The 21,390-nt window shown below is 74.5% G+C and carries 18 protein-coding genes; 11 read left to right on the top strand and 7 right to left on the bottom strand.

All coding sequences use genetic code 11. The features are described 5' to 3' along the window. The first annotated feature begins 166 nt into the window (after positions 1–166). Together ACFXGA_RS22150 and ACFXGA_RS22155 are read left to right on the top strand one after the other, a co-directional pair. Positions 167–574 (top strand): SAV_6107 family HEPN domain-containing protein, encoded by a 408-nt coding sequence (locus tag ACFXGA_RS22150; protein WP_378090711.1) that lies wholly within the window; start codon positions 167–169, stop codon positions 572–574. Positions 575–576: 2 nt separating this feature from the next. Next, positions 577–1,341 carry a maleylpyruvate isomerase family mycothiol-dependent enzyme gene (locus tag ACFXGA_RS22155; RefSeq protein ID WP_378090712.1) on the top strand — a complete coding sequence of 255 codons (765 nt, stop codon included), beginning with the start codon at positions 577–579 and terminating at the stop codon, positions 1,339–1,341. Between the two features lie 283 nt (positions 1,342–1,624). On the opposite strand, the gene ACFXGA_RS22160 is transcribed toward ACFXGA_RS22155, so the two are convergent. Then, on the bottom strand, positions 1,625–3,199 hold the full coding sequence (locus ACFXGA_RS22160; protein ID WP_378090714.1) for an alkaline phosphatase D family protein: 1,575 nt from the start codon (positions 3,197–3,199) through the stop codon (positions 1,625–1,627). A gap of 23 nt (positions 3,200–3,222) precedes the next feature. Here ACFXGA_RS22160 and ACFXGA_RS22165 point away from each other — a divergent pair, with 23 nt between their 5' ends. Then, positions 3,223–3,933: a VOC family protein gene (locus ACFXGA_RS22165; protein WP_378090715.1), complete on the top strand. Its 711-nt coding sequence runs from the start codon at positions 3,223–3,225 to the stop codon at positions 3,931–3,933. A 3-nt stretch (positions 3,934–3,936) separates the two neighbouring features. Here the strand turns inward: ACFXGA_RS22165 and ACFXGA_RS22170 are convergent, their stop codons facing one another. Beyond that, the gene (locus ACFXGA_RS22170) at positions 3,937–4,836 is read right to left on the bottom strand and encodes an RNA polymerase sigma-70 factor (RefSeq protein WP_378090716.1); all 900 of its coding nucleotides are present in this window, start codon (positions 4,834–4,836) and stop codon (positions 3,937–3,939) included. A 330-nt stretch (positions 4,837–5,166) separates the two neighbouring features. On the opposite strand from ACFXGA_RS22170, the gene ACFXGA_RS22175 reads away from it, so the two are divergent. Together ACFXGA_RS22175 and ACFXGA_RS22180 are read left to right on the top strand one after the other, a co-directional pair. Then, positions 5,167–5,790 carry a GntR family transcriptional regulator gene (locus tag ACFXGA_RS22175; RefSeq protein ID WP_378090717.1) on the top strand — a complete coding sequence of 208 codons (624 nt, stop codon included), beginning with the start codon at positions 5,167–5,169 and terminating at the stop codon, positions 5,788–5,790. A gap of 1 nt (position 5,791) precedes the next feature. Further along, positions 5,792–6,787: a 1-aminocyclopropane-1-carboxylate deaminase gene (locus tag ACFXGA_RS22180; protein ID WP_378090718.1), complete on the top strand. Its 996-nt coding sequence runs from the start codon at positions 5,792–5,794 to the stop codon at positions 6,785–6,787. Positions 6,788–6,830: 43 nt separating this feature from the next. Here the strand turns inward: ACFXGA_RS22180 and ACFXGA_RS22185 are convergent, their stop codons facing one another. Continuing rightward, positions 6,831–11,390, bottom strand: coding sequence for an ATP-dependent helicase (locus tag ACFXGA_RS22185; RefSeq protein ID WP_378090719.1), 4,560 nt, complete (start codon positions 11,388–11,390; stop codon positions 6,831–6,833). Between the two features lie 302 nt (positions 11,391–11,692). On the opposite strand from ACFXGA_RS22185, the gene ACFXGA_RS22190 reads away from it, so the two are divergent. Continuing rightward, the gene (locus tag ACFXGA_RS22190; RefSeq protein WP_378090720.1) at positions 11,693–13,549 is read left to right on the top strand and encodes an Hsp70 family protein; all 1,857 of its coding nucleotides are present in this window, start codon (positions 11,693–11,695) and stop codon (positions 13,547–13,549) included. Positions 13,550–13,604: 55 nt separating this feature from the next. Then, positions 13,605–14,828, top strand: a complete 1,224-nt coding sequence (locus ACFXGA_RS22195; protein WP_378090721.1) for an MFS transporter — start codon at positions 13,605–13,607, stop codon at positions 14,826–14,828. Here ACFXGA_RS22195 and ACFXGA_RS22200 read toward each other — a convergent pair whose 3' ends face one another. Further along, positions 14,829–14,957 (bottom strand): hypothetical protein, encoded by a 129-nt coding sequence (locus ACFXGA_RS22200; RefSeq protein WP_378090722.1) that lies wholly within the window; start codon positions 14,955–14,957, stop codon positions 14,829–14,831. 163 nt (positions 14,958–15,120) lie between these two features. Here ACFXGA_RS22200 and ACFXGA_RS22205 point away from each other — a divergent pair, with 163 nt between their 5' ends. The 3 genes from ACFXGA_RS22205 (at position 15,121) to ACFXGA_RS22215 (ending at position 17,121) form a co-directional block, all read left to right on the top strand. Continuing rightward, on the top strand, positions 15,121–15,315 hold the full coding sequence (locus ACFXGA_RS22205) for a DUF3046 domain-containing protein (RefSeq protein ID WP_378090723.1): 195 nt from the start codon (positions 15,121–15,123) through the stop codon (positions 15,313–15,315). A gap of 171 nt (positions 15,316–15,486) precedes the next feature. After that, on the top strand, positions 15,487–16,530 hold the full coding sequence (recA, locus tag ACFXGA_RS22210) for a recombinase RecA (protein WP_378090724.1): 1,044 nt from the start codon (positions 15,487–15,489) through the stop codon (positions 16,528–16,530). A 6-nt stretch (positions 16,531–16,536) separates the two neighbouring features. Further along, positions 16,537–17,121, top strand: coding sequence for a regulatory protein RecX (locus tag ACFXGA_RS22215; protein WP_378090725.1), 585 nt, complete (start codon positions 16,537–16,539; stop codon positions 17,119–17,121). Between the two features lie 303 nt (positions 17,122–17,424). Here the strand turns inward: ACFXGA_RS22215 and ACFXGA_RS22220 are convergent, their stop codons facing one another. The 3 genes from ACFXGA_RS22220 to edd form a co-directional block, all read right to left on the bottom strand. Then, positions 17,425–18,114: a hypothetical protein gene (locus ACFXGA_RS22220; RefSeq protein ID WP_378090726.1), complete on the bottom strand. Its 690-nt coding sequence runs from the start codon at positions 18,112–18,114 to the stop codon at positions 17,425–17,427. Between the two features lie 168 nt (positions 18,115–18,282). Further along, on the bottom strand, positions 18,283–18,921 hold the full coding sequence (gene eda / locus ACFXGA_RS22225) for a bifunctional 4-hydroxy-2-oxoglutarate aldolase/2-dehydro-3-deoxy-phosphogluconate aldolase (protein ID WP_378090727.1): 639 nt from the start codon (positions 18,919–18,921) through the stop codon (positions 18,283–18,285). Then, entirely contained in the window at positions 18,918–20,783 is a 1,866-nt protein-coding gene (gene edd / locus ACFXGA_RS22230) for a phosphogluconate dehydratase (RefSeq protein WP_378090728.1), read from the bottom strand. The genes eda and edd overlap by 4 nt, the downstream gene beginning before the upstream one ends. A gap of 225 nt (positions 20,784–21,008) precedes the next feature. Here edd and ACFXGA_RS22235 point away from each other — a divergent pair, with 225 nt between their 5' ends. Further along, positions 21,009–21,305: a hypothetical protein gene (locus tag ACFXGA_RS22235; protein ID WP_378090729.1), complete on the top strand. Its 297-nt coding sequence runs from the start codon at positions 21,009–21,011 to the stop codon at positions 21,303–21,305. Positions 21,306–21,390: the final 85 nt, after the last annotated feature.

Here is a 21,390-nt window from a genome sequence, read left to right on the forward strand (position 1 = left end):
GGGTGTGCTGTGGCGCGGGGCGGGGGCGGCCTGTAGTGGTGTGGAGGTCAGATCTTTTGTGTCCATCAGCGTGGGGGGGGGGGGGGGGGCCCCCCCCCCCACCACCAAGTGCCGCCGTCTCCCCGCGGCGGTCGTCGCTGTCCCGACGCCGCGAGGAGGCCGCGAGATGACTCAGACCTTCCCCCGCCGCATTCCCCTCCCGCTACCACCGGCGTCGGCGGTGACCCTGCTCGGCCAGGCCCGCGAGTGCCTCGTCGAGGCCGAACGGGACCCCTCGCCGCCCACCCGCTTCGCCACGGCCTACCTGGCCGCGATGCGGGCCGCGGCGGCCGTGCTGGCGGCGCGCGGCCGACCCCACCGGGGCCGGGCCAAGCCGACCAGCGTGTGGGTCCTGCTGTCCTCCCTCGCGCCGGAGCTGCGCGAGTGGGCCGCGTTCTTCGCCGAGTGCTCGGCGACGCGCGCGGCCGTGCTGGCGGGCATCACCAGGCAGGTCACCCGGCGCGCAGCCGACGACCTGGTGCGCCAAGCGGCGCAGTTCACCGAGCTGGTCGACGAGATCATGTACGAGGACTGACTGTGAGCAGGGGACTGGTCGCCTACGACCGCCTGATCGACGTGGTGGAGGCCGAAGCCGAGCGCCTGGCGGCGTCGGTCGAGGGGCAGCGCCCGGAACGCCAGGTGCCCGCGTGCCCGGGGTTGAACCTGGGCGAGACGGCGCGGCACGTGGGCAGCACTTACCGGATGGTGTCGACGTGGCTGAGGGAAGGCAGCCAACCCCTGGTGTGGCAGCAGGACCCGGAGCGGGGGCAGGGGCTGCCGGAGTACGTGCGCGAGGGCGTGCCGCCGCTGCTGGGGGCGTTGCGGGCGCACGGCCCGGACGACCCGTGCGAGACGTGGTGGCCGGCCGAGCGCAACCACCGCTTCTGGGCCCGCCGGCTGGCGCACGAGTCCACCGTGCACCGGATGGACGTGCAGGCGGCGGCCGGGCTGCCGATCGACCCCGTGGACGACGACGTGGCGCAGGACGGCGTGGACGAGGTCCTGACGCTGTGGCTCGGGCACCGGCTGGACCTGCTCGGCGTGCGCGGCACGCGGGAGGGCACGGTGTCGATCCGGGCGGGCGACCGGGTGTGGCTCGCCACGACCGGGCCGGAGCCCGCGGTGGCGCGGCTGGTCACCGAGGAGGAGGCGGCGACGGCGAACGGCGGCGTGACCGGGACGCCGATGCAGGTCTACCGCTGGCTCTGGGGCCGCATCCCGGACCGCGACCTGCCGCCGACCACCGGCGACCACGACGCGATCGCCCAGCTCTGGGCGTTGCTGCGGCTCGCCACCAAGTAGACGTGCGCCGCCCTCGTGCACCCCACAGCGCGGCGGCGGCGCCCCCCGCCGCACCCGTGCCGCCCCCCGGCGGCCCCCGCGCCCCCCCCCCCCCCACCCGGTTCGACCGCCGTCGTGCACCCGACTGCGCGGCGGCGGCGCACCCGGCGGCACTCGTCCGGCCGCCGGGACGCCACGGCGCTCGCCCCCCGACCACGGGTTCCGACCGCGGTGGCCCCGACCACGGGTTCCGGCCACGGCTGCCCGTTCGGACCTCGGTGGCCCGCGCGTTCCCGGGCGCGGCTCAGAGCGCCAGCGAGGCGACCTCGGCCAGCCCGTCCGCCTTGGCCGTCTCCAACCGGAAGCGGGCCTGCCGGCCGTCGATCTCCAGCACGCCCACCGAGTTGCCGAAGTGCGGCCCGCTGAGCTTGTGCCACCCCACCGGGTCCGGCGAGATGCCCCGCCGGTCCGCCCACCAGCGCAGCACCCGCGCGATCGGCCGCGACCACGACAGCCGGAACGCGGGCCGGAACACCCACGGCGGGTCGTTGTGCACCGGCGAGCACACGAGCTGGTACACCTTCGCGTCCACCGACGAGGCGAACGACGCGCGCGCCGCGTAGCTGTGGTGCACGTCCCCGGACAGCACGCACACCGTGCCGGGCGCGTCGTCGGACCGCGAGATCCGCTCCAGCAGCCGGGCCAGCCGCTCGAACGACGCCCGGAACGCGGGCCAGTGCTCCAGGTCGGCGACCTGCCGCACCTTCTCGCCGACCCGGCCGCGCCACCCGGGCAGGCCCGCCATCCGCTCGTTCAACGACTGGAAGTGGCTCAACGCGTGCGGCATCAGCCACGGCAGCGACGAGCCGACCAGCAGGTGGTCGAAGTCGCCGTGGGCGTTCTCCTCGATCCAGTCGAACTCGCGGTCGCCGACCATGAGCCGCTCCGGCCCGGACAGGATGCGCCCGCTGCGCGTGTCGATCACCAGCAGCCGCACCCGGCCGAAGTCGCGCCGGTAGCTCCACCGGGTGGACTTGCCGCCGTCCACCTCGCGGTCCGCCCGCTCGGCGAAGTCCTCCAGCAGCGACTGCACGTCGCCGCCGGTCGAGCGCACCTTCGCGTACAGCTCGTCGGCCGCCAGCTCGTCCGGGCTGAGGTTGCCCAGGTGCTGGTAGACCCAGTACGACGCGAGCCCGGCCCGGATGCGCTCGGGCCACCAGCGCTTGGCCGCCATCTGCTCGCGCCACGTCCGCGAGGTGTTCCAGTCGTCCCGGATGTCGTGGTCGTCGAAGATCATCGACGTCGGCACGACGGACATCAGCCAGCGGATCTCGGGATCGGCCCACGACTCGTGGTACAGCTCGGCGTACTCGCGGAACGACACGACCTCGCCCGCCGGCTCCGGTCTGCGCTCGGCCAGCCACCGGGTGATCTTCGGCGTCGGCTCGTCGGCGTAGACCTGGTCGCCGAGCAGCACCAGCGCCTCCGGCCACCGGTCGCGCGGCTCGTCCTTCATCCGCAACGCGTACGCGTCCAGCGCGTCCGGCCCCAGCTTGTCCGGCGTGCCCTCGCCCTTGGCGGCGCGGCACGACCCGAACAACAGCCGCCGCACCGGCGTGGTGCGGATGCACGGCGGCGGGAACGGTGAGTCCGGCCGCGGCCACACCACGTCGCCGTCCAACCGCACGTCGTAGTCGGTGGTCGTGCCGGGCTCCAGCCCTTCGACCACGACCAGGGCGAAGTGCTGCTCGCCCACCTGGAACGTCGTCGCGTGGTGGCCCGCGACGGTGACCTCGCACGCGGCATCGGTCTCGACCCACACCGTCGCCGAGGTGCGGTCGACGTGCCGCAGCACCGGACCAAGAACCAGCTCCGCCATTGCGCAGACGTTACCTTCGGACCATGACAACCAGGTGGTGCGCCGTCGTGGTCGACTCGGCCGATCCCGCCGGGCTGGCCCGGTTCTACGCGACGTTGCTGGGCGGACCGGTCACCCGCGAGGACGAGCACGCGGTCGACGTGGCGCTCGCCGACGGGTTGGACCTGGTGTTCGTGCCGGTGCCGGACCCGAAGGTGGTGAAGAACCGGGTGCACCTCGACCTCGCGTCCGCCTCGCCGGAGGACCAGGCGGCGATCGTGGCGCGGGCGGTGGAGCTGGGCGCGAAGCCGGTCGACATCGGGCAGGGCGACGTGCCGTGGGTGGTGCTGGCCGACCCGGAGGGCAACGAGTTCTGCGTGCTGGAGCAGCGCGACGAGTACGACGACAACGGCCCCGTCGCGGCGGTCGTGGTGGACGCGCGGGACCCGCGGGCGCAGGCGGCGTTCTGGACCGGGCCGACCGGGCTGCCGGTGGCGCGGGAGGGCGACGACTTCGCGTCGCTGCCCCGGCCGGTCGGGCCGTCGCTGGAGTTCGTGCGGGTGCCCGAGCCGAAGGCGGTGAAGAACCGCGTCCACCTCGACCTCGCGCCGCCCGCCGACGGCGACCTGCGCACCGAGGTGGCCCGGCTGGAGGCGTGGGGCGCGGTGCGCGCGGACGTGGGGCAGCGCGACGTGCCGTGGGTGGTGCTGGCCGACCCCGAGGGCAACGAGTTCTGCGTGCTGACGCCCCGCTGACCGTCAGCGGAGGGTGAGCGCGGTCTCGGTGCCGACGCGGGTCAGCTTCTCCGGGTTGCGGACGTAGTACAGGCCGGTGACCCGGCCGTCCTCGACGCGGACCGCCATGATGCCGTCCATCTCCCCGTCCAGGCGCACGACGAGCGCCGGGTTGCCGTTGACCGCGGTCGGCTCGCAGGTCAGCACGACGCCGGCCCGGCCGAGCCCGCCGACGAGCATGCGGACGACCTTGTCCGCGCCGGTGACCGGCCGCAGCGCGGCGTGCTTGACCCCGCCGCCGTCGCTCACCATGACGACGTCCGGCGCGAGCACGTCGAGCAGGCTGTGCAGGTCGCCGGTCTCGAACGCGCGCCGCAGCGCCGCCAGCGCCTCCCGCGTCTCGCTCGCCGGCACCGCCGCGCGGGGTCGGCGAGCGTCGACGTGCCGGCGGGCGCGGTGCGCGATCTGCCGGACCGCCGCGGGGCTCTTGTCCACCGCGGCCGCGATCTCGTCGTAGCCCACGTCGAACGCCTCGCGCAGCACGAACACGACGCGCTCGGTCGGGGACAGCGTTTCGAGCACGAGCATGAGCGCCATCGAGACGCTCTCGGCGAGTTCGACGTCCTGCGCCACGTCCGGCGCGGTGAGGACCGGTTCGGGCAGCCACGGGCCGACGTAGGACTCCTTGCGGCGCTTGAGCGCGCGCAGCCGGTTGAGCGCCTGCCGGGTGGTGATCCGGACCAGGTAGGCGCGCTGGTCGCGCACCTGCGCCAGATCCACCTCGACCCACCGCAGCCAGGTCTCCTGGAGGACGTCCTCGGCGTCGGTCGCGGAGCCGAGCATTTCGTACGCGACGGTGAAGAGCAGGTTCCGGTGGGCGACGAACGCCTCGGTCGCCACGTCACCGCTCGTGCCCGGCCTCATGGGTGTCTCCCTCGCTCGCTCGTCGCAGACGCCCAGGAGACACCACTCGACCCGCTGGTGTGACAGGCATGAGACAGGTCACGCCCGCTCGGCCCGGCGATCGCCGGCTCGACCGGCCGGTGACGTGGCCACGCGCGCCGCTGCTCGACTCGGCGGTCGCCGCGCGGTTCCGGATCGGCCGGTGACGTGGTCGCGCGCCGCTGCTCGATCCGGACGGCCGTCGCGCGGACCGGATCGACCGGAGAAGTCGCCGCCATGTGCTGCCCCGCACCTGGTGCATTCCCCGAGCGGCGGCTACAGTCCGCCAGTATGCAATATATTAGTCGGGCCTTGTACCGCGATCAGGCGCTCACCGCGATCCGCGAGGCGATCCTGGGCGGCGACCTGGCTCCCGGCGCGCCGATCAAGGACGTGGAGCTGGCCGAACGGCTGGGCCTGTCCCGGACGCCGGTGCGCGAGGCGTTGGCCCGGCTGACCGACGAGGGCCTGGTCGAGAGCAAGCCGCACAGCTACACGCGCGTCACGCCGCTGGACACGGCGGCGGTGCGGGACGCGCACGTCGTCGTCCAGAGCATGCACGCGCTCGCCGCCCGGCTCGCCGCGCCCCGGCTGGTGGAGGCGGACCTGGCCGCGATGCGCACCGCGAACACGGCGTTCGCGCACGCCCTGGCCGACGGCGACGTGCCCGCCGCGCTCGCCGCCGACGACGAGTTCCACGCGGTGGCCGTGCGGGGCAGCGGGAACTTCGCCGTGCGCGCCACCATCGAGCGCTACACCCCGCTCGTGCGCCGCCTCGAACGGCTGCGGTTCGCCGCGCCCACCGGCCGCCACTCGGTGGCCATGCACGACGAGATCATCACCGCCTTCGCCGCGGCCGACGCCGACCTCGCCGCCCGGCTGGTCGAGCGGAACTGGGCGACGTTGGCCGACCTGTTCCCGGATGAGGAGAACTGACATGGCGCTGGACGATTTCGCGCGTTTCCCGTTGACCTTCGGCCCGTCGCCGGTGCACCCGCTGGAACGGCTCACCAGGCACCTCGGCGGCGCGCGGGTGTGGGCGAAGCGGGAGGACTGCAACTCCGGGCTGGCCTACGGCGGCAACAAGACCCGCAAGCTGGAGTACCTGGTGGCCGACGCGCTGGCGACCGGCTGCGACACGCTCGTGTCCATCGGCGGCGTGCAGTCCAACCACACCCGCCAGGTCGCCGCCGCGGCCGCGCGGGCCGGGCTGAAGTGCGTGCTGGTGCAGGAGAGCTGGGTGGACTGGCCGGACGCGGTGTACGACCGGGTGGGCAACATCCTGCTCAGCCGGTTGATGGGCGCGGACGTGCGGCTGGTGGAGGCGGGCTTCGGCATCGGCGTGAAACCCGCGTGGGAGCGGGCGATCGAGGACGTGCGCGCGGCGGGCGGCAAGCCGTACGCCATCCCGGCGGGCGCGTCCGACCACCCGCTGGGCGGGCTCGGGTTCGCCGGGTGGGCGGCCGAGGTCGAGCGGCAGGAGGCCGAGCTGGGGGTCCGGTTCGACACGGTCGTGGTGTGCTCGGTGACCGGCAGCACGCAGGCCGGCATGGTGGCGGGGTTCGCGGGCAGCGGTCGCCGGGTCATCGGCATCGACGCCTCCGCCGAGCCGTGCGACACCCGCGACCAGATCACCCGGATCGCCAAGAGCACGGCGGGTCTGCTGGGCGTCGAGGTGACCGACGAGGACGTCGTGCTCGACGACCGGTTCCACGAGGGCATCTACGGCGTGCCGGGCGAGTCCACGCTGGACGCCATGAAGCTCGGCGCACGGCTGGAGGGCATGATCACGGACCCGGTGTACGAGGGCAAGTCCCTGGCCGGCCTGGTGGAACTGGTCAGCACCGGCGAGATCCCGCGTGACGCCACGGTCCTGTACGCCCACCTCGGCGGCCAGCCCGCGCTCAACGCCTACAGCGCCCTGTTCCGCTGACCGCCGCTTCCGCGCCACGCCCGCCGTCACCTGGCCCGGGGCGTCAGGCCCGCAGTCGCAGGCCCTTGGGCGTGGCGCGGAAGCCCGCGTCCTGGAGGATGCCCGCCAGCCGGGAGCCCAGCGCGACCTCGCCGTCCGCCCGCTGCACGGCGAGCTGCCCCAGCCACCCGTCGCGCACCGCCCGACCGAGGGCCTGGGCCGCCGCCCGCAGCGGTTCCTCCTCCTCGGTGAACGACAGCAGCGACCGACCGCCCCGCTCCACGTAGAGCGTGGCGAGCCCGTCCACCAGCACCACCAGGGCACCGGACTTGCGGCCCGGCCGGTGCCTGCCCTCGCCCGTCGGCTCCGGCCACGCCAACGCCGCGCCGTAGGGCTGCGCCGGGTCGGCCGCCGCCAGCACCACCGCCTCCGGCGTGCCCACGTGGTCCTGCCCCGGCGGCCGGGACGACGCGCGCAGCCGGTCCACCGCGCCCCGCGCCGCGAACTGCGCCGCGCCGAGCCCTTCGACCACGTACCCGCGCACGACCTGCCCGGACTCCTCCATCGCCCGCAGCACCCGGTACACCCCGCTGAACCCGCCGGTCACCCGTTCGGTGTCCAACGCGCCGCGCGTGAGCACGCCGTGCCGTTCCAGGAACGCCTCGGCCCGCGCGTGCGCCCGCCGCGTCGCGTCCACCGCGGGCACCACGGCGAGCGACCACCGGCCCGCCACCGTCGGCGGTCCGGTGCGGCTCGGCATGTCCGGCCGACCCGCCCGCATCCGGGCGTACCGGCCGCGCGGCGTGGCCCGCCGCGGCTTGTGCGCCGTGCCGCCGCCGGCGACCAGCGCCCGCAACGGCGCGAGCGTGTCGTTGGTGACCACGCCGGCCCACACCAGGTCCCAGAGCGCGCCGACGACCTCGCCGTCCGTCGTCGGGCCCTGCATCGACACCCGGTCCACGACCTGCCGGAAGAACAACGCCCCGCCGCCCAGCGCCTCCACCACGGCCGTGTGCAGGGACGAGTCCGGCATCGCCTCCGGCACCAGGTCCGGCAGCAGCAGGTCCGCCACGTCCGTCGGCGCGAGCGCGATCCACCCGTCGCCGCCCGCCAGCGAGCCGCACCCGGTCCACGTCACCTCGCCGGACGCGGTCAGCTCGTCCAGCAACGCGGGGCTGTAGCCGGGCAGCCGCGCGGGCAGCACCAGCGACTCCACCGCGCTCGCGGGCAGCGGCGCGCCCGCCAGCTGCTCGACCACCGAGTACACGTCGTCCACCGTCGGCGCGCCCCGCAGCCGCCGCCCCACCCCGTGCCAGGCGGGCAGGAACCGGCCCAGCGCGGCGGGCTCCACCGGCTCGACCTCGGCGCGCAGCCGGGCCAGCGACGCCCGCCGCAACCGCCGCAGCACCTCGGCGTCGCAGTACTCGGTGTGCGTGCCCCCGGGCCGGAGTTCGCCGCGCACCAGCCGCCCGGTGGCCGCCATCCGCTCCAGCACCCCGGTCACCACGGCCACGCCCAGCCCGAACCGCTCCGCCGCCTCCACCGCCGGGAACGGGCCGTGCGTGCGCGCGTACCGCGACAGCAGGTCGCCCAGCGGGTCGGCCACCGGCTCGGTGAACACCTCCGGCACGCCCACCGGCAGCGCCACGCCCAACGCGTCGCGCACCCGGCCCGCGTCCTCGATCCCGATCACCCGGTCCTCGCCCGCGATGCGCACCCGGATCGCCCGCCGCTGCGCCACCAGGTCCGCCAGCCACTCCGGCCGCACGCCCCGCGCCAGCGCCTCCTCCTCGGACAGGTCGCCGAGGAACCGCAGCAGGTCCGCCGCGCCCTCCGCGTCCCGCGCGTGCCGGTCGGGCGCGAGCCGCTGCAGGTTCCGCTCGACCTCCGCGACCACCTCCGGGTCGAGCAGCTCCCGGATCGCCTCCGAGCCCAGCAGCTCGGCCAGCAGCGCCGAGTCCAGCGACAACGCCGCCGCCCGCCGCTCGGCCAGCGGCGCGTCCACCTCGTACAGGAACATCCCGACGTACCCGAACAGCAGGCTGCGCGCGAACGGCGACGGCGACGGCGTCTCCACCTCCACCACGCGCACCCGCCGGGCCCGGACGTCGGTCATCAGCTCGCGCAGGCCCGGCACGTCGTACACGTCCTGGAGGACTTCCCGCATCGCTTCCAGCACGACCGGGAAGCTCTCGTACTTCGCCGCCACCGACAGCAGTTGCGCCGCCCGCTGCCGCTGCTGCCACAGCGGTGTGCGCTTGCGCGGGTCGCGCCGGGGCAGCAGCAGCGACCGCGCCGCGCACTCCCGGAACCGCGCCGCGAACAGCGCCGAGCCGCCCACCTCGGCCACCACGACCTGCTCGACCTCCTCCGGGTCGAGCAGCACGTCGTCCGCCCCCGCCACGACCTGCGCGCCGTCCAGGTCGACCGCGTCGGGCAGCCGGATCACGATCCCGTCGTCGGAGTGCGCCGCCTGCACCTCGATGCCGCGCCGCTCCCGCAGCCGGGCCGCGATCGCCAACGCCCACGGCGCGTTGACCTGCGCCCCGAACGGCGAGTGCACCACCAGCCGCCAGTCGCCCAGCTCGTCGCGGAACCGCTCCACCAGCACGACCCGGTCGTTGGGCACGTGCCGCGTCGCCTCGCGCTGCTCGCCCAGGTAGGCCAGCAGGTTCGACGTGGCCCACGCGTCCAGCCCGGCCGACGCGGCGCGCTCCGACGCCGCCTCCTCGTCCATGGTGGACACCTCACGCAGGAACTTCCCCAGCGCCCGGCCCAGCTCCAGCGGGCGGCCCGGCGCGTCGCCCTTCCAGAACGGCATCCGCGCGGGCTGGCCCGGCGCGGGCACCACGATCACCCGGTCGTGGGTGATGTCCTCGACCCGCCACGACGACGTGCCCAGCAGGAACGTGTCGCCCACCCGCGACTCGTAGACCATCTCCTCGTCCAGCTCGCCGACCCGGGAGCCGGGGCCGCGCTCGGACGGCGGCGTCATCACCGCGAACAGGCCCCGGTCGGGGATCGTGCCGCCCGACGTCACCGCCAGCCGCTGCGCGCCGGGCCGGCCGCGCAGCTCGCCGGTGATCCGGTCCCACGTGATGCGGGGCCGCAGCTCGCCGAACTCCTCGCTCGGGTAGCGGCCCGCGAGCATGTCGAGCACCGCCTGGAGGGCCGACTCCGGCAGCGCGGCGAACGGCGCGGCGCGGCGCACCAGCCCGGACAGCGCCTCGACCGTCCACGTCTCCATCGCCACCATCGCCACGACGTGCTGCGCCAGCACGTCCAGCGGGTTGCGCGGGTACCGCACGGCCTCGATCGCGCCGTCCCGCATCCGCTCCGCCACCACCGCGCACGACACCAGGTCGCCCCGGAACTTGGGGAACATCACCCCGCGCGACACCGCCCCCACCTGGTGCCCGGCCCGGCCCACGCGCTGCAGGCCCGATGCCACCGTCGGCGGGGCCTCCACCTGCACCACCAGATCGACCGCGCCCATGTCGATGCCCAGCTCCAGCGACGACGTCGCCACCACGCACGGCAGCCGCCCCGACTTCAGCTCCTCCTCGACCACCACGCGCTGCTCGCGCGACATGGAGCCGTGGTGCGCGCGGGCGATCGCGGCCGTGCGCTGGGTGGTGACGCCGGACTGGCCGGGGGCCTCGGCGGGGAACGCGCCGACCGGCGCCGGCTCCACCTCCTCCGCCAGCTCGTTGAGCCGCGCGGTGAGCCGTTCGGCCAGCCGCCGCGAGTTGGCGAACACGATGGTCGACCGGTGCTGCCGGACCAGCTCCAGCACCCGCTGCTCCACCGACGGCCAGATCGACGCCCGCTGCTCCGCCCCCGCCGCCGAGCCCGACACCTCGCCGGTCGGCTCGCCCAGCACCGACATGTCCTCGACCGGGACCTCGACCCGCACCTCGATCGTCTTGGCGGACGCCGGCTGCACGACCCGCACCGGCCGGCCGCCGGCCAGGAACGCGCCCACCTCCTCGACCGGCCGGACCGTGGCGGACAGCCCGATCCGCTGCGCGGGCCGCTCCAGCAGCGCGTCCAGCCGTTCCAGCGACAGCGCCAGGTGCGCGCCCCGCTTGGTGCCCGCCACCGCGTGCACCTCGTCGACGATCACCGTCTCGACGCCGCGCAGCGACTCGCGCGCGGCCGACGTGAGCACCAGGAACAGCGACTCGGGCGTGGTGACCAGCACGTCCGGCGGCGTCCGGGCGAACGCCCGCCGCACGTCCGCCGGCGTGTCGCCGGTGCGCATGCCGACCGCGATGTCCGGTTCGGGCAGCGACAGCCGGTGCGACGCCTGCCGGATGCCCGCCAGCGGAGCCCTCAGGTTGCGCTCCACGTCCACCGCCAGCGCCTTCAGCGGCGACACGTACAGCACCCGGCACCGCCGCTTCGGCTCGGCGGGCTTCGGCGTCGAGGCCAGCCGGTCCAGCGCCCAGAGGAACGCGGCCAACGTCTTGCCGGACCCGGTCGGCGCGATGACCAGCGCGTGCTCCCCCGCGGCCGCCGCCTCCCACGCCCCCGCCTGCGCCGCCGTGGGCGCGGCGAAGGCCCCGGCGAACCACTGCCGGGTGGCGGGGGAGAAGCGGTCCAGGACGTCCACGCCGTCCATACTGAACCACCCCACCGACAGTGTTGGATTGCAGTGTTGGATTGCGCCGCCTCCGGCGTCGCGGGCGAGGTCGCCCGGAAGTCGGCCGTTCGCGCCCTGATCCCCGGCGATCGAAAAGCGTGATCGCCGGGGATGAGGACGCGAACGACCGACGCGACCTCGCGTGGGGGTTCAGGCCGGTAGCGGTTGGTCGTGAGGCGACCTCGTGTGGTGGGTCGGTGTGGAGCGGTTGGTCGTGAGGCGACCTCGCGTGGTGGGCCGGTGTGGCACGATCAGCCCGTTCGAGTTCAAGGGGTGTAATCGTGCGCGTCCTGTCCGTTGACCTGGGCACTTCCAACACCGTCGCGGTGCTCGCGGCGCACGGCAGGCCGCCCCGGGTCGTGGAGGTCGACGGTTCGGCCACCATGCCGTCGGCCGTCTACTGCGAGGAGGACGGGACGCTGGTCGTCGGCCGGGACGCCGAGCGCCGCGCCCGCCTCGACCCGGCCCGCTTCGAGCCCAACCCCAAGCGCCGGGTGGACGACGGCGTGCTGCTCCTGGGCGACAACGTGGTCCCGGTCACCGACGCGCTGGCCGCCGTGCTGCGCCGCGTGCTGGAGGAGACCACCCGCCAGCTGGGCGGCGAGCCGCTGGACGAGGTCCGGCTCACCCACCCCGCCCAGTGGGGCGCGACCCGCCGCAACGTGCTGCTGTCCGCGGCCCGCCTGGCGGGCGTGACCGGCGAGATCGTGCTGGTCCCCGAGCCGGTCGCGGCCGCCTCGCACTACGCGTCGCTGTCGGTGGGCCAGGCGCTGGCCGTGTACGACCTGGGCGCGGGCACGTTCGACGTGGCCATCGTCGGGGCGACCCAGAACGGCTTCACCGTGCTCGCCGAGGACGGCCTGCCGGACCTCGGCGGCCTGGACGTGGACCAGGCGCTGCTGGAGCACGTCGGCCGCCAGGTCTCGCACCGCGACCCGGCCGCCTGGCAGCGGCTGCTGCGCCCGGAGTCCACGGCCGACCGCCGTGCCCGCCGCACCCTCCAGGAGGACGTCCGGGCGGCGAAGGAGTCGCTGTCGCGGCACGCGCACACCGAGGTGCCGATGCCCGAGCCGTTCGAGGACGTGCTGGTCAACCGCTCCGACCTGGAGGCGCTGGTCCGGCCGAGCATGATGCGCAGCGTCGAGCTGCTGGAGGCCACGATCCGCGCCACCGGCATGGCGCCCAACCAGCTCGCGGGCATCTACCTGGTCGGCGGGTCCAGCCGCATCCCGCTGGTCGCCACGATGATCGCCGAGAAGGTGCGGATCGTGCCGACGAGCCTCGACCAGCCCGAGACGGCGGTCGCCCTGGGCGCGCACCACGTGCCCAAGAACGGCATCACGCCGCGGTCCCAGGAGCCCACCCGGCCCCGCGAGCCGGACACGGTGGTCACGAACCCGGTGACCCCGCACCAGCCCAACCCCGCGATCAGCGGCCCCTACCAGGTCAACCCGCACGCCAGCGGCCCGTACCAGGTGAACCCGCACGCCAGCGGGCCCTACCAGGTCTACCCCCAGACCGGGCCGCAGCAGTTCAACTTCCCGTCCGTCACCCCGCGCGCCCAGGCCGAGCCGAAGCGGAAGGGGCCCAACCGGACCGTGCTGCTGTCCGCGGCCGCCGCCGCGGTCCTCGTGCTCGCGGCGGTCGGCGGGTTCCTCCTGCTCGGCGGGTCGGACGTGCCCAGCGCGCAGGAGTGCAAGAGCGACACCCGGCAGGACGACAAGGGCTTCACCGAGTGCCTGCGCCTGCTCGCGGGCACGGTCCCGGACACCAGCACGTGCAAGGCGGGCGGCACGCCGGGCGTGGGCGGCGTGGACGGCATCAAGGGCAGCGTCGTCAGCTGCGCGGTGAAGGACGACTACTCGGTGCAGTACGTGCTCACCGAGACCGTCGTCGGCGCGCAGCACGGCGCGGAGGCGGTCGTGCGGTCGCTGAAGGCCGACATGGTCGAGGCGCGGTGGGCGGGCAACGGGCTCACCGGCAAGTACCGGGCCGCCGCCGACGGCGGGCTGGGGCTGCTCGTGTTCACCGCCGACGACCTGCCGCTGCTCGGCATCGTGACCAAGAGCGGCGGCGAGGAGCTGACCGCCGACCAGGTCGCGGACTTCTTCGAGGACGCGGTCCAGCCCGGCACCTGACCCGAACCCGGTCGGTGGCTGTTCCGGGCCGGCCGCCCCTGGCACAGTCAAGATCATGACCAGGGTCGACGTGGTGCAGCGCAGGGTCCTGCGAGTGCTGGCGGCGGCCCAGGTGCTCGGCGCGGCCGGCGTCACGATCGGCCTGGCGGTGAGCACGCTCGTCGCGGCCGTGCTCGCCGACTCCGACGCGGTCGGGGGCATGGCGCAGACCGCCGCGGTGCTCGGCGCGGCGCTGTTCGCGCTGCCCGCGGCACGGCTGGCGGCCCGCAGCGGACGCCGCCCGGCGCTCGTCCTCGGCTACGGCGCGGGCGCGGTGGGCGCGGCGGTGGCGGCGTGCGCCGTGGTGCTCGGCTCGTGGCAGGTGCTGCTGGCGGCGCTCGTCCTGTTCGGCGCGGCGTCCAGCGCGAACCTCGCCGCCCGGTACGCCGGCGCGGACCTCGCCCACCCGCACCGCAGGGCGCGCTCGGTGGCGCTGGTGGTGTGGGCGGCGACGATCGGCGCGGTGGCCGGGCCGAACCTGGCCGACCCGGCGGGCCGCGCCGCCGCACGGCTGGGGCTGCCCGTGGGCGCGGGCCCGTACCTGCTGTCCGCCGCGCTGTTCGGCCTGGCCGCGCTCGTCGTGCTGCGGTTCCTGCGACCCGACCCGTTGACGCTGGCCCGGTCCGCCTCCCCTCCCGGGCGCGGCGTCGGCGCCAAGCGCTCGGTGGCGGTGTGGCGGTCCCTGCCCGCGGCCGGGAAGCTCGCGCTGGGCGGCGTGGCGCTGTGCCACACCGCGATGGTCGGCCTGATGTCGATGACCCCGGTGCACATGGACCACGCGGGCTCGTCGCTGCGGGTCGTCGGCGTGGTGATCAGCCTGCACGTCGCCGCGATGTACGCGGCCAGCCCGCTGTTCGGGTGGATGGCCGACCGGCTGGGCCGGGTGCCGGTGCTGGCGATCGGCGCGGCGCTGGTGGTCGCCGCGTCCGGCATCGCGGGCATGGCCCCCTCGGACGACGCGCCGCAGCTGGCCGCCGGGCTCGCGCTGCTCGCGTTCGGCTGGTCCGCGGGCGTGGTGGCGGGGTCGGCGCTGCTCACCGAGTCGGTGGGGGTGGCGGACCGGCCGGCCGCGCAGGGCCTGTCCGACCTGTGCATGAACGTCGGCGGCGCGCTCGGCGGCGTCGCGGCGGGCGTGGTGGTGACCACCTGGTCCTACGCCGCGCTGGGCCTGGTCGTCGGGTTCACCGCGCTGCCGCTGCTGGTGACGTGCCTGTTCGCGTCGTTGCAGCGGGCGCGGTGATCAGCGCTTGCGGTGGTGCCAGAGCGCGCGCAGGCCCACGACGATCGCCGCGACGAGCCCGGCGATGATCGCGACCGTGGCGATCGGCGACGACATGCCCGTGGGGTCTTCCTGCAACAACAGCAGCACGGTTCGAGGTTAGCGCGCCGCCGCGGCGAACTCCCGCGCCCGGACCGTCCCGCCCGCCGTGCGCCGGACGGGGACCCGGGGCAGCGGCGGTGCGTCAGGGATCGCCGGTTCGACGACCACGTCGGCAGTTCGGCCCGGCGGGCGGCGCGCTAGCCTGGACCCGATGCGCATCACGATGTTCCGCAAGCGGATGGCGGAGGAGTTCGGCCAGGTCAGGGCCGAGATGGTGGCCAGGGACCACGTGCTGTCCGCCCTCGGCGGCCGGACGCCCGACCAGGCGTTGGAGGCGGGGCTGCCGACCAAGGAGATCTGGTTGGCCGTCTGCGACGCGTTCGACGTGCCGGAACAGCGCCGGTGACGGGGCGTGTCGGCCGGGTGGTCGAACACCTGTTCGGCTACACTGCCGCACACGACCGGGTGACAACACCCCGCGGGTGACCTGGTCCCCGCCGAAAAATGTCGGACCCCACCCGTAACGTCGGCCCCGACATCGCACCGCGACCCCAAGACACTCCGAGGTGGACTCCAGATGGCACCCCAGGCACCCGACCGGGACAAGGCACTCGAGCTGGCCCTGGCCCAGATCGACAAGCAGTTCGGCAAGGGCTCGGTCATGCGGCTCGGCGAGGAGGGCCGCGCCCCGATCGAGGTGATCCCCACCGGCGCGATCGCGCTCGACGTCGCGCTCGGCATCGGCGGCCTGCCCCGCGGCCGCGTGATCGAGATCTACGGCCCGGAGTCCTCCGGTAAGACCACGGTGGCGCTGCACTCCGTGGCCAACGCCCAGCGCAACGGCGGCATCGCGGCGTTCATCGACGCCGAGCACGCGCTCGACCCGGACTACGCGCGCAAGCTGGGCGTCGACACCGACGCGCTGCTGGTCTCGCAGCCCGACACGGGCGAGCAGGCGCTGGAGATCGCGGACATGCTGGTCCGCTCCGGCGCGCTCGACATCCTGGTCATCGACTCGGTGGCGGCCCTGGTGCCCCGCGCCGAGATCGAGGGCGAGATGGGCGACAACCACGTGGGTCTGCAGGCCCGCCTGATGAGCCAGGCGCTGCGCAAGATCACCGGTGCGCTCAGCGCGTCCAACACGACCGCGATCTTCATCAACCAGCTGCGCGAGAAGATCGGCGTGATGTTCGGCTCGCCCGAGACCACGACCGGTGGCAAGGCGCTGAAGTTCTACGCGTCGGTGCGGCTGGACGTGCGGCGCATCGAGACCCTGAAGGACGGCGGCGAGCCGGTCGGCAACCGCACCCGGGTCAAGGTCGTGAAGAACAAGGTGGCCCCGCCGTTCAAGCAGGCCGAGTTCGACATCCTCTACGGCGTGGGCATCAGCCGGGAGGGCTCGCTCATCGACATGGGCGTCGATCAGGGCATCCTGCGCAAGTCGGGCGCCTGGTACACCTACGAGGGCGACCAGCTCGGCCAGGGCAAGGAGAACGCGCGGAAGTTCCTGCGCGAGAACCCGGACGTGGCCAACGAGATCGAGAAGCGGATCAAGGACAAGCTGGGCATCGGCGCCACCCTCGACGCCGACGAGACCGCGCCGGCGCCGGTCGAGTTCTAAGCGGGCGTGGCAGGACGAGGTGGCCGTGGTCGCGGGGCGTCCCGCGACCCTTCGGCCGACGACACCGATCCGCGCCCGGTCGACCCGGCGAAGGAGCAGCGCCGGGCGACCGACATCTGCTACGCGCTGCTCACCGCGCGGGCCCGGACGCGGGTGGAGCTGAAGGACGCCCTGCTCCGCAAGGGCATCGGCGAGCAGACGGCCGAGCTGGTGCTGGCCAAGTTCGACCGGGCGGGCCTGATCGACGACGCCGCGTTCGCCGAGGTCTGGGTCCGTTCGCGGCACACCTACCAGGGCCTGGGCCGCCGTGCGCTGGCCCAGGAACTGCGCCGCAAGGGTGTGGCGGAGGAGGTGGCGGCCGAGGCCGTCGCGGCCGTGGACGACGAGGCCGAGGAACTGCGGGCCCGTGACCTGGTGCGCAAGAAGCTGCGCACCATGGCGGGCCTGGACGACACCACCAGGATCCGCCGCCTGGTGGCCGCCCTCGCCCGCAAGGGCTACGCGGAGGGCCTGGCCTACCGGGTGGTGCGCGACGAACTGCGCCACGCGGGCGAGGCCGCCGACGCCCTGGACGACCTGGCCCAGGACTGACCCCGGCCGCTGCCGACCTGGGGCTGCGATCGACCTGGGGCTGCGATCGACCCGGGCTGCGATCGACCCGGGTCGGGGACTGTCCCGGGCCGCTGCGCCGGCCAGGCGGCGCGGTGCCCCGCGCGCCGGGGAGCGCTGCCCGGTGACGCGCGAGGAGCCGGTTCGGCAGGGGATCCGCCGCCCCGGTGGCTCTCGCCCGGAGTCGCGCGGCGCGGGCTCGGCCGGAGCCGCGAAGGGGAGCTTGGCTGGAAGTGGCGCGGTCGAACTCGGCCGGAGTGGCGCGGTGAGTGCCCAAGCGGCACCTCAGGGCAGCGGGCGGGTCAGCCGCCAGTACTGGCGCTTCTTCTCCTCCCGCACCACGACCCCGAGGCGGGCCAGCTCCTCCCGCAGCTCGTCCGCGTCGCCCTGGTCGCCCTTGCGCAACGCCTCCGCCCGCACCTTCAGCACGGCGTTCGCCCCGAGCGGAAGGTCGGGCGTTCCGTCGACCCAGCGCCGGTAGTCCTCCCGGTACGGGTCCGCGTCCAGCCACTGGTAGCCGTGCGTCTGGAACGCCTCGGCCAGCTCCTCCGGCTTGAGGTCGTGCGTCTCCCGCGCCAGCTCGCCGGTGTCGACGCCGAGCAGCACGAGCTTCTTGCCGTCCAGGAACACCCCGGACACCAGCGTCCGGTCGAAGCTGCGGTGCCTGCCGCCCCGCAGCAGCTCGACCCCTTCGTTGAACACCTCGACCACCAGCCGCTCGTGCGCGGCCACCCCGGCCACCACGAGCCCGAGCACCGCGCCCACGGCCACCGAACCGATCGTCGCCCACGGCTCGGGGATCGACGCCACCAGCCGGAACGGCCCCTGCATCGGAGCCCACCGCAGGTCGGCCACCCACCCGGCGATCGACTTCAGACCCCACACCACGAGCGCACCCAGCACCGGGAACCCCACGGACACCAGGGCGACCTGCCCGCGCGGCTCGGCGACCACCGTGGTTCGTCGCGCGTCCATCCCCCACTACCTCCCCAGAAGTGAGCACCCAACCTATCGCCGCGCGCCCGAGGGGCGTGGATAGGGGCGTGCGCACCCGGAGGGACGCGGAAGAGGGCGGCGGTGTGCACCCCGGAGAGGTGCGGTGTCGTGGATGGAGCTGTGCGCCCTAAGGGAGCAGGGGCAGGGTCAGAGCGCCGAGGCGGCCCGTGCCAGCTCCTCGATCCGACCCCAGTCGCCCGAGGCCAGCGCGTCCTTGGGCGCGAGCCACGACCCGCCCACGCACCCCACGTTGGGCAGCGCCAGGTAGTGGGGCGCGGTCGCCGGGGTGATGCCGCCGGTCGGGCAGAACCGCAGGCCGGGCAGCGGCCCGCCGATGGACTTGAGGTAGTCCACCCCGCCCGCGGCCTCGGCCGGGAAGAACTTCAACGAGGTCAGCCCGCGCTCGGCCAGCCGCATGGCCTCCGACACGGTCGCCGCGCCGGGCAGGAACGGCAGGCCGGTGTCCTCGGCCGCGTTCAGCACCCGGTCGGTCGACCCCGGCGTGACGAGGAACGCCGCACCGGCCTTGGCGGCCTGCTCGGCGTGCTCCGGCGCGGTCACGGTGCCCGCGCCGATCACGATGCCCGGCACCTCCGCCGCCACCCGCTCGATCGCGGCCAGCGCGGCCGGCGTGCGCAGGGTCAGCTCGATCACAGGCACACCGCCGCGCAGCAACGCCTCCGCCAGCGGCACGGCGTGCTCGGCGTCGTCCACGACGACGACCGGGATGACGGGCGACAGCGCCAACAGGTCCGCCGCCGTCGCATGGGCCGGGGTCGTGGTCACCGGGACACCTCCTGGTTGAACTGGCCTTCGAAGTGCGAGGCCGCGATCGGTCCGAACACGCTCGCGCCCCGGTCGGCGGGCCCGACCGCCCGGCGCAGCGCGGCGAACAGCTCCCGGCCCGTGCCGGTCCACGCCTGCGCGTCCGGCGGGAAGTCCACCAGATCGCGCGCCGCCAGCTCCGCCGGGTCGACGAACACCTCCAGCGTGCCGGTCTCGGCGTCCAGCCGCAGCACGTCGCCGTCGCGCACGCGGGCCAGCGGGCCGCCCACCGCCGCCTCCGGCGTGACCTGGATCGCGGCCGGGATCTTGCCCGACGCGCCGGACATCCGGCCGTCGGTGACCAGGGCGACCTTGAAGCCCCGGTCCATGAGCACGCCCAGCGCGGGCGTGAGCTTGTGCAGCTCGGGCATGCCGTTGGCCTGGGGACCCTGCTGCCGCACCACCACGACCACGTCCCGCTCCAGCTCGCCCGCCCGGAACGCGGCGCTGAACGCCTCCTGCGAGGTGAACACCCGCGCGGGGGCCTCGACCACCCGGTTCTCCGGCTTGACCGCCGACACCTTGATCACCGCGCGGCCCAGGTTGCCCGACAGCATGCGCAGGCCGCCGTCGGGCGCGAACGGGTCGGACGCGGGCCGCAGCACGTCGGTGTCCAGCGAGTGCGGCGGGCCCGGCCGCCACTGCAGCACGCCCTCGACCAGCACCGGCTCCTGCCGGTAGCGGTCGAGCCCGTCGCCCGCCACGGTCTTCACGTCGGCGTGCAGCAGGCCCGCGTCCAGCAGCGTCGAGACCAGGAACGACACGCCGCCCGCGGCCTGGAAGTGGTTGATGTCGGCCGAGCCGTTCGGGTAGACGCGGGCCAGCAGCGGCACCACCGACGACAGCTCGGCGAAGTCGTCCCAGCCCAGCTCGATGCCGGCGGCCGACGCGATGGCGACCAGGTGCATGGTGTGGTTGGTCGAGCCGCCGGTGGCCAGCAGCGCGACCACGCCGTTGACCACGGACTTCACGTCCACCACGTGCCCGACCGGCGTGTACTCCCCGCCGCGGCTGATCTCCACCGCCCGCCGCGCGGCCTCCTCGGTCAGCGCCTTGCGCAGCTTGGTGCCCGGCGGCACGAAGCTCGCGCCCGGCAGGTGCAGGCCCATGACCTCGACCACGAGCTGGTTCGAGTTGGCCGTGCCGTAGAACGTGCAGGTCCCGGGGCTGTGGTAGGACTGAGCCTCGGCCTCCAGCAGGTCCTCGCGGGTCGCCTTGTTCTCCGCGAACAGCTGCCGCACCCGCGCCTTCTCCGAGTTCGGCAGCCCGGAGTGCATCGGGCCCGCGGGCACCAGGATCGCGGGCAGGTGGCCGAACGCCAGCGCGCCGATCAGCAGGCCGGGCACGATCTTGTCGCACACGCCGAGCAGCAGCGCCGCGTCGAACATCTCGTGCGCCAGCGCGACGCCGGTGGCCATGGCGATGACCTCCCGGCTGAACAGCGACAGCTCCATGCCCGCGCGGCCCTGGGTGATGCCGTCGCACATCGCCGGCACGCCGCCCGCGAACTGCGCCACGCCGCCGACGGCCCGCGCCGCCTCCTTGATCCACGCCGGGTACTCGTGCATGGGCTGGTGGGCCGACAACATGTCGTTGTAGGCGGACACGATCGCCACGTTCGGGCGGCGCAGTGCCCGGAGGAGGTCCTTGTCACCGCCCGTGATCCCGGCGAAGCCGTGCGCCAGGTTGCTGCACGCCAGGTCGCGGCGGGCGGGCCCCTCGCGGTGGGCCTGGGCGACTCGTTCCAGGTAGGCGGCCCGACCGGCGGCGCTGCGGGCGGCGATGCGAGCCGTCACTTCGGCGACGACGGGATGCACGCTCATGGTTCGCTGTCTCCGGTGATGATCACGGGCCGTGGTGGGCCCGGTGGGACGACAGCGCTGGCGTCGCACGGACGGACGTGACAGCAAGCACACTATGTCACGACACATGATCGTGACAAAAACGATTCAGATCCTGAGACGCGACTCGACCACTTGTGGTTCTTGTCACAGCGGCTTCCACTTGGCAGAGTCGGCACACGGACCGACCCGAGGGAGGTGCTGACCATGACGTCCTCCGAGATCGTGGAGCTGCGCCGGGCACTGGGCCAACTCCGCCACTGCGTGGGTGGGCTGCGCGCGCGGTACGGCGACGTGGCCGCGGTGCAGAGGCTGGCCAACGACGTCGAACGCCTGGACATCGACGCGACCGAGCTGCTGGACCTGGACCGCACGCCCCGTCAGCGCGAAGCGCCCCGGGTCGAACGCGAGGTCGTCGTCGTGCCCGACACGCCGTACGACCCCGGGCTGTGGCACGACGCCGACGACGAAGGGCTCGGCGGCTACCGCAGCCACCGAACCTGACCCGACCCGGAGACCGGCCCCCCCCGCCGCACCCGCCGGGCGGGCCCCGTAAGGGACCGGATGTTTGTTAAAAAAACAAAAATTA

Source organism: Actinosynnema sp. NPDC059335 (genome assembly GCF_042752395.1).
GTDB lineage: Bacteria > Actinomycetota > Actinomycetes > Mycobacteriales > Pseudonocardiaceae > Actinosynnema.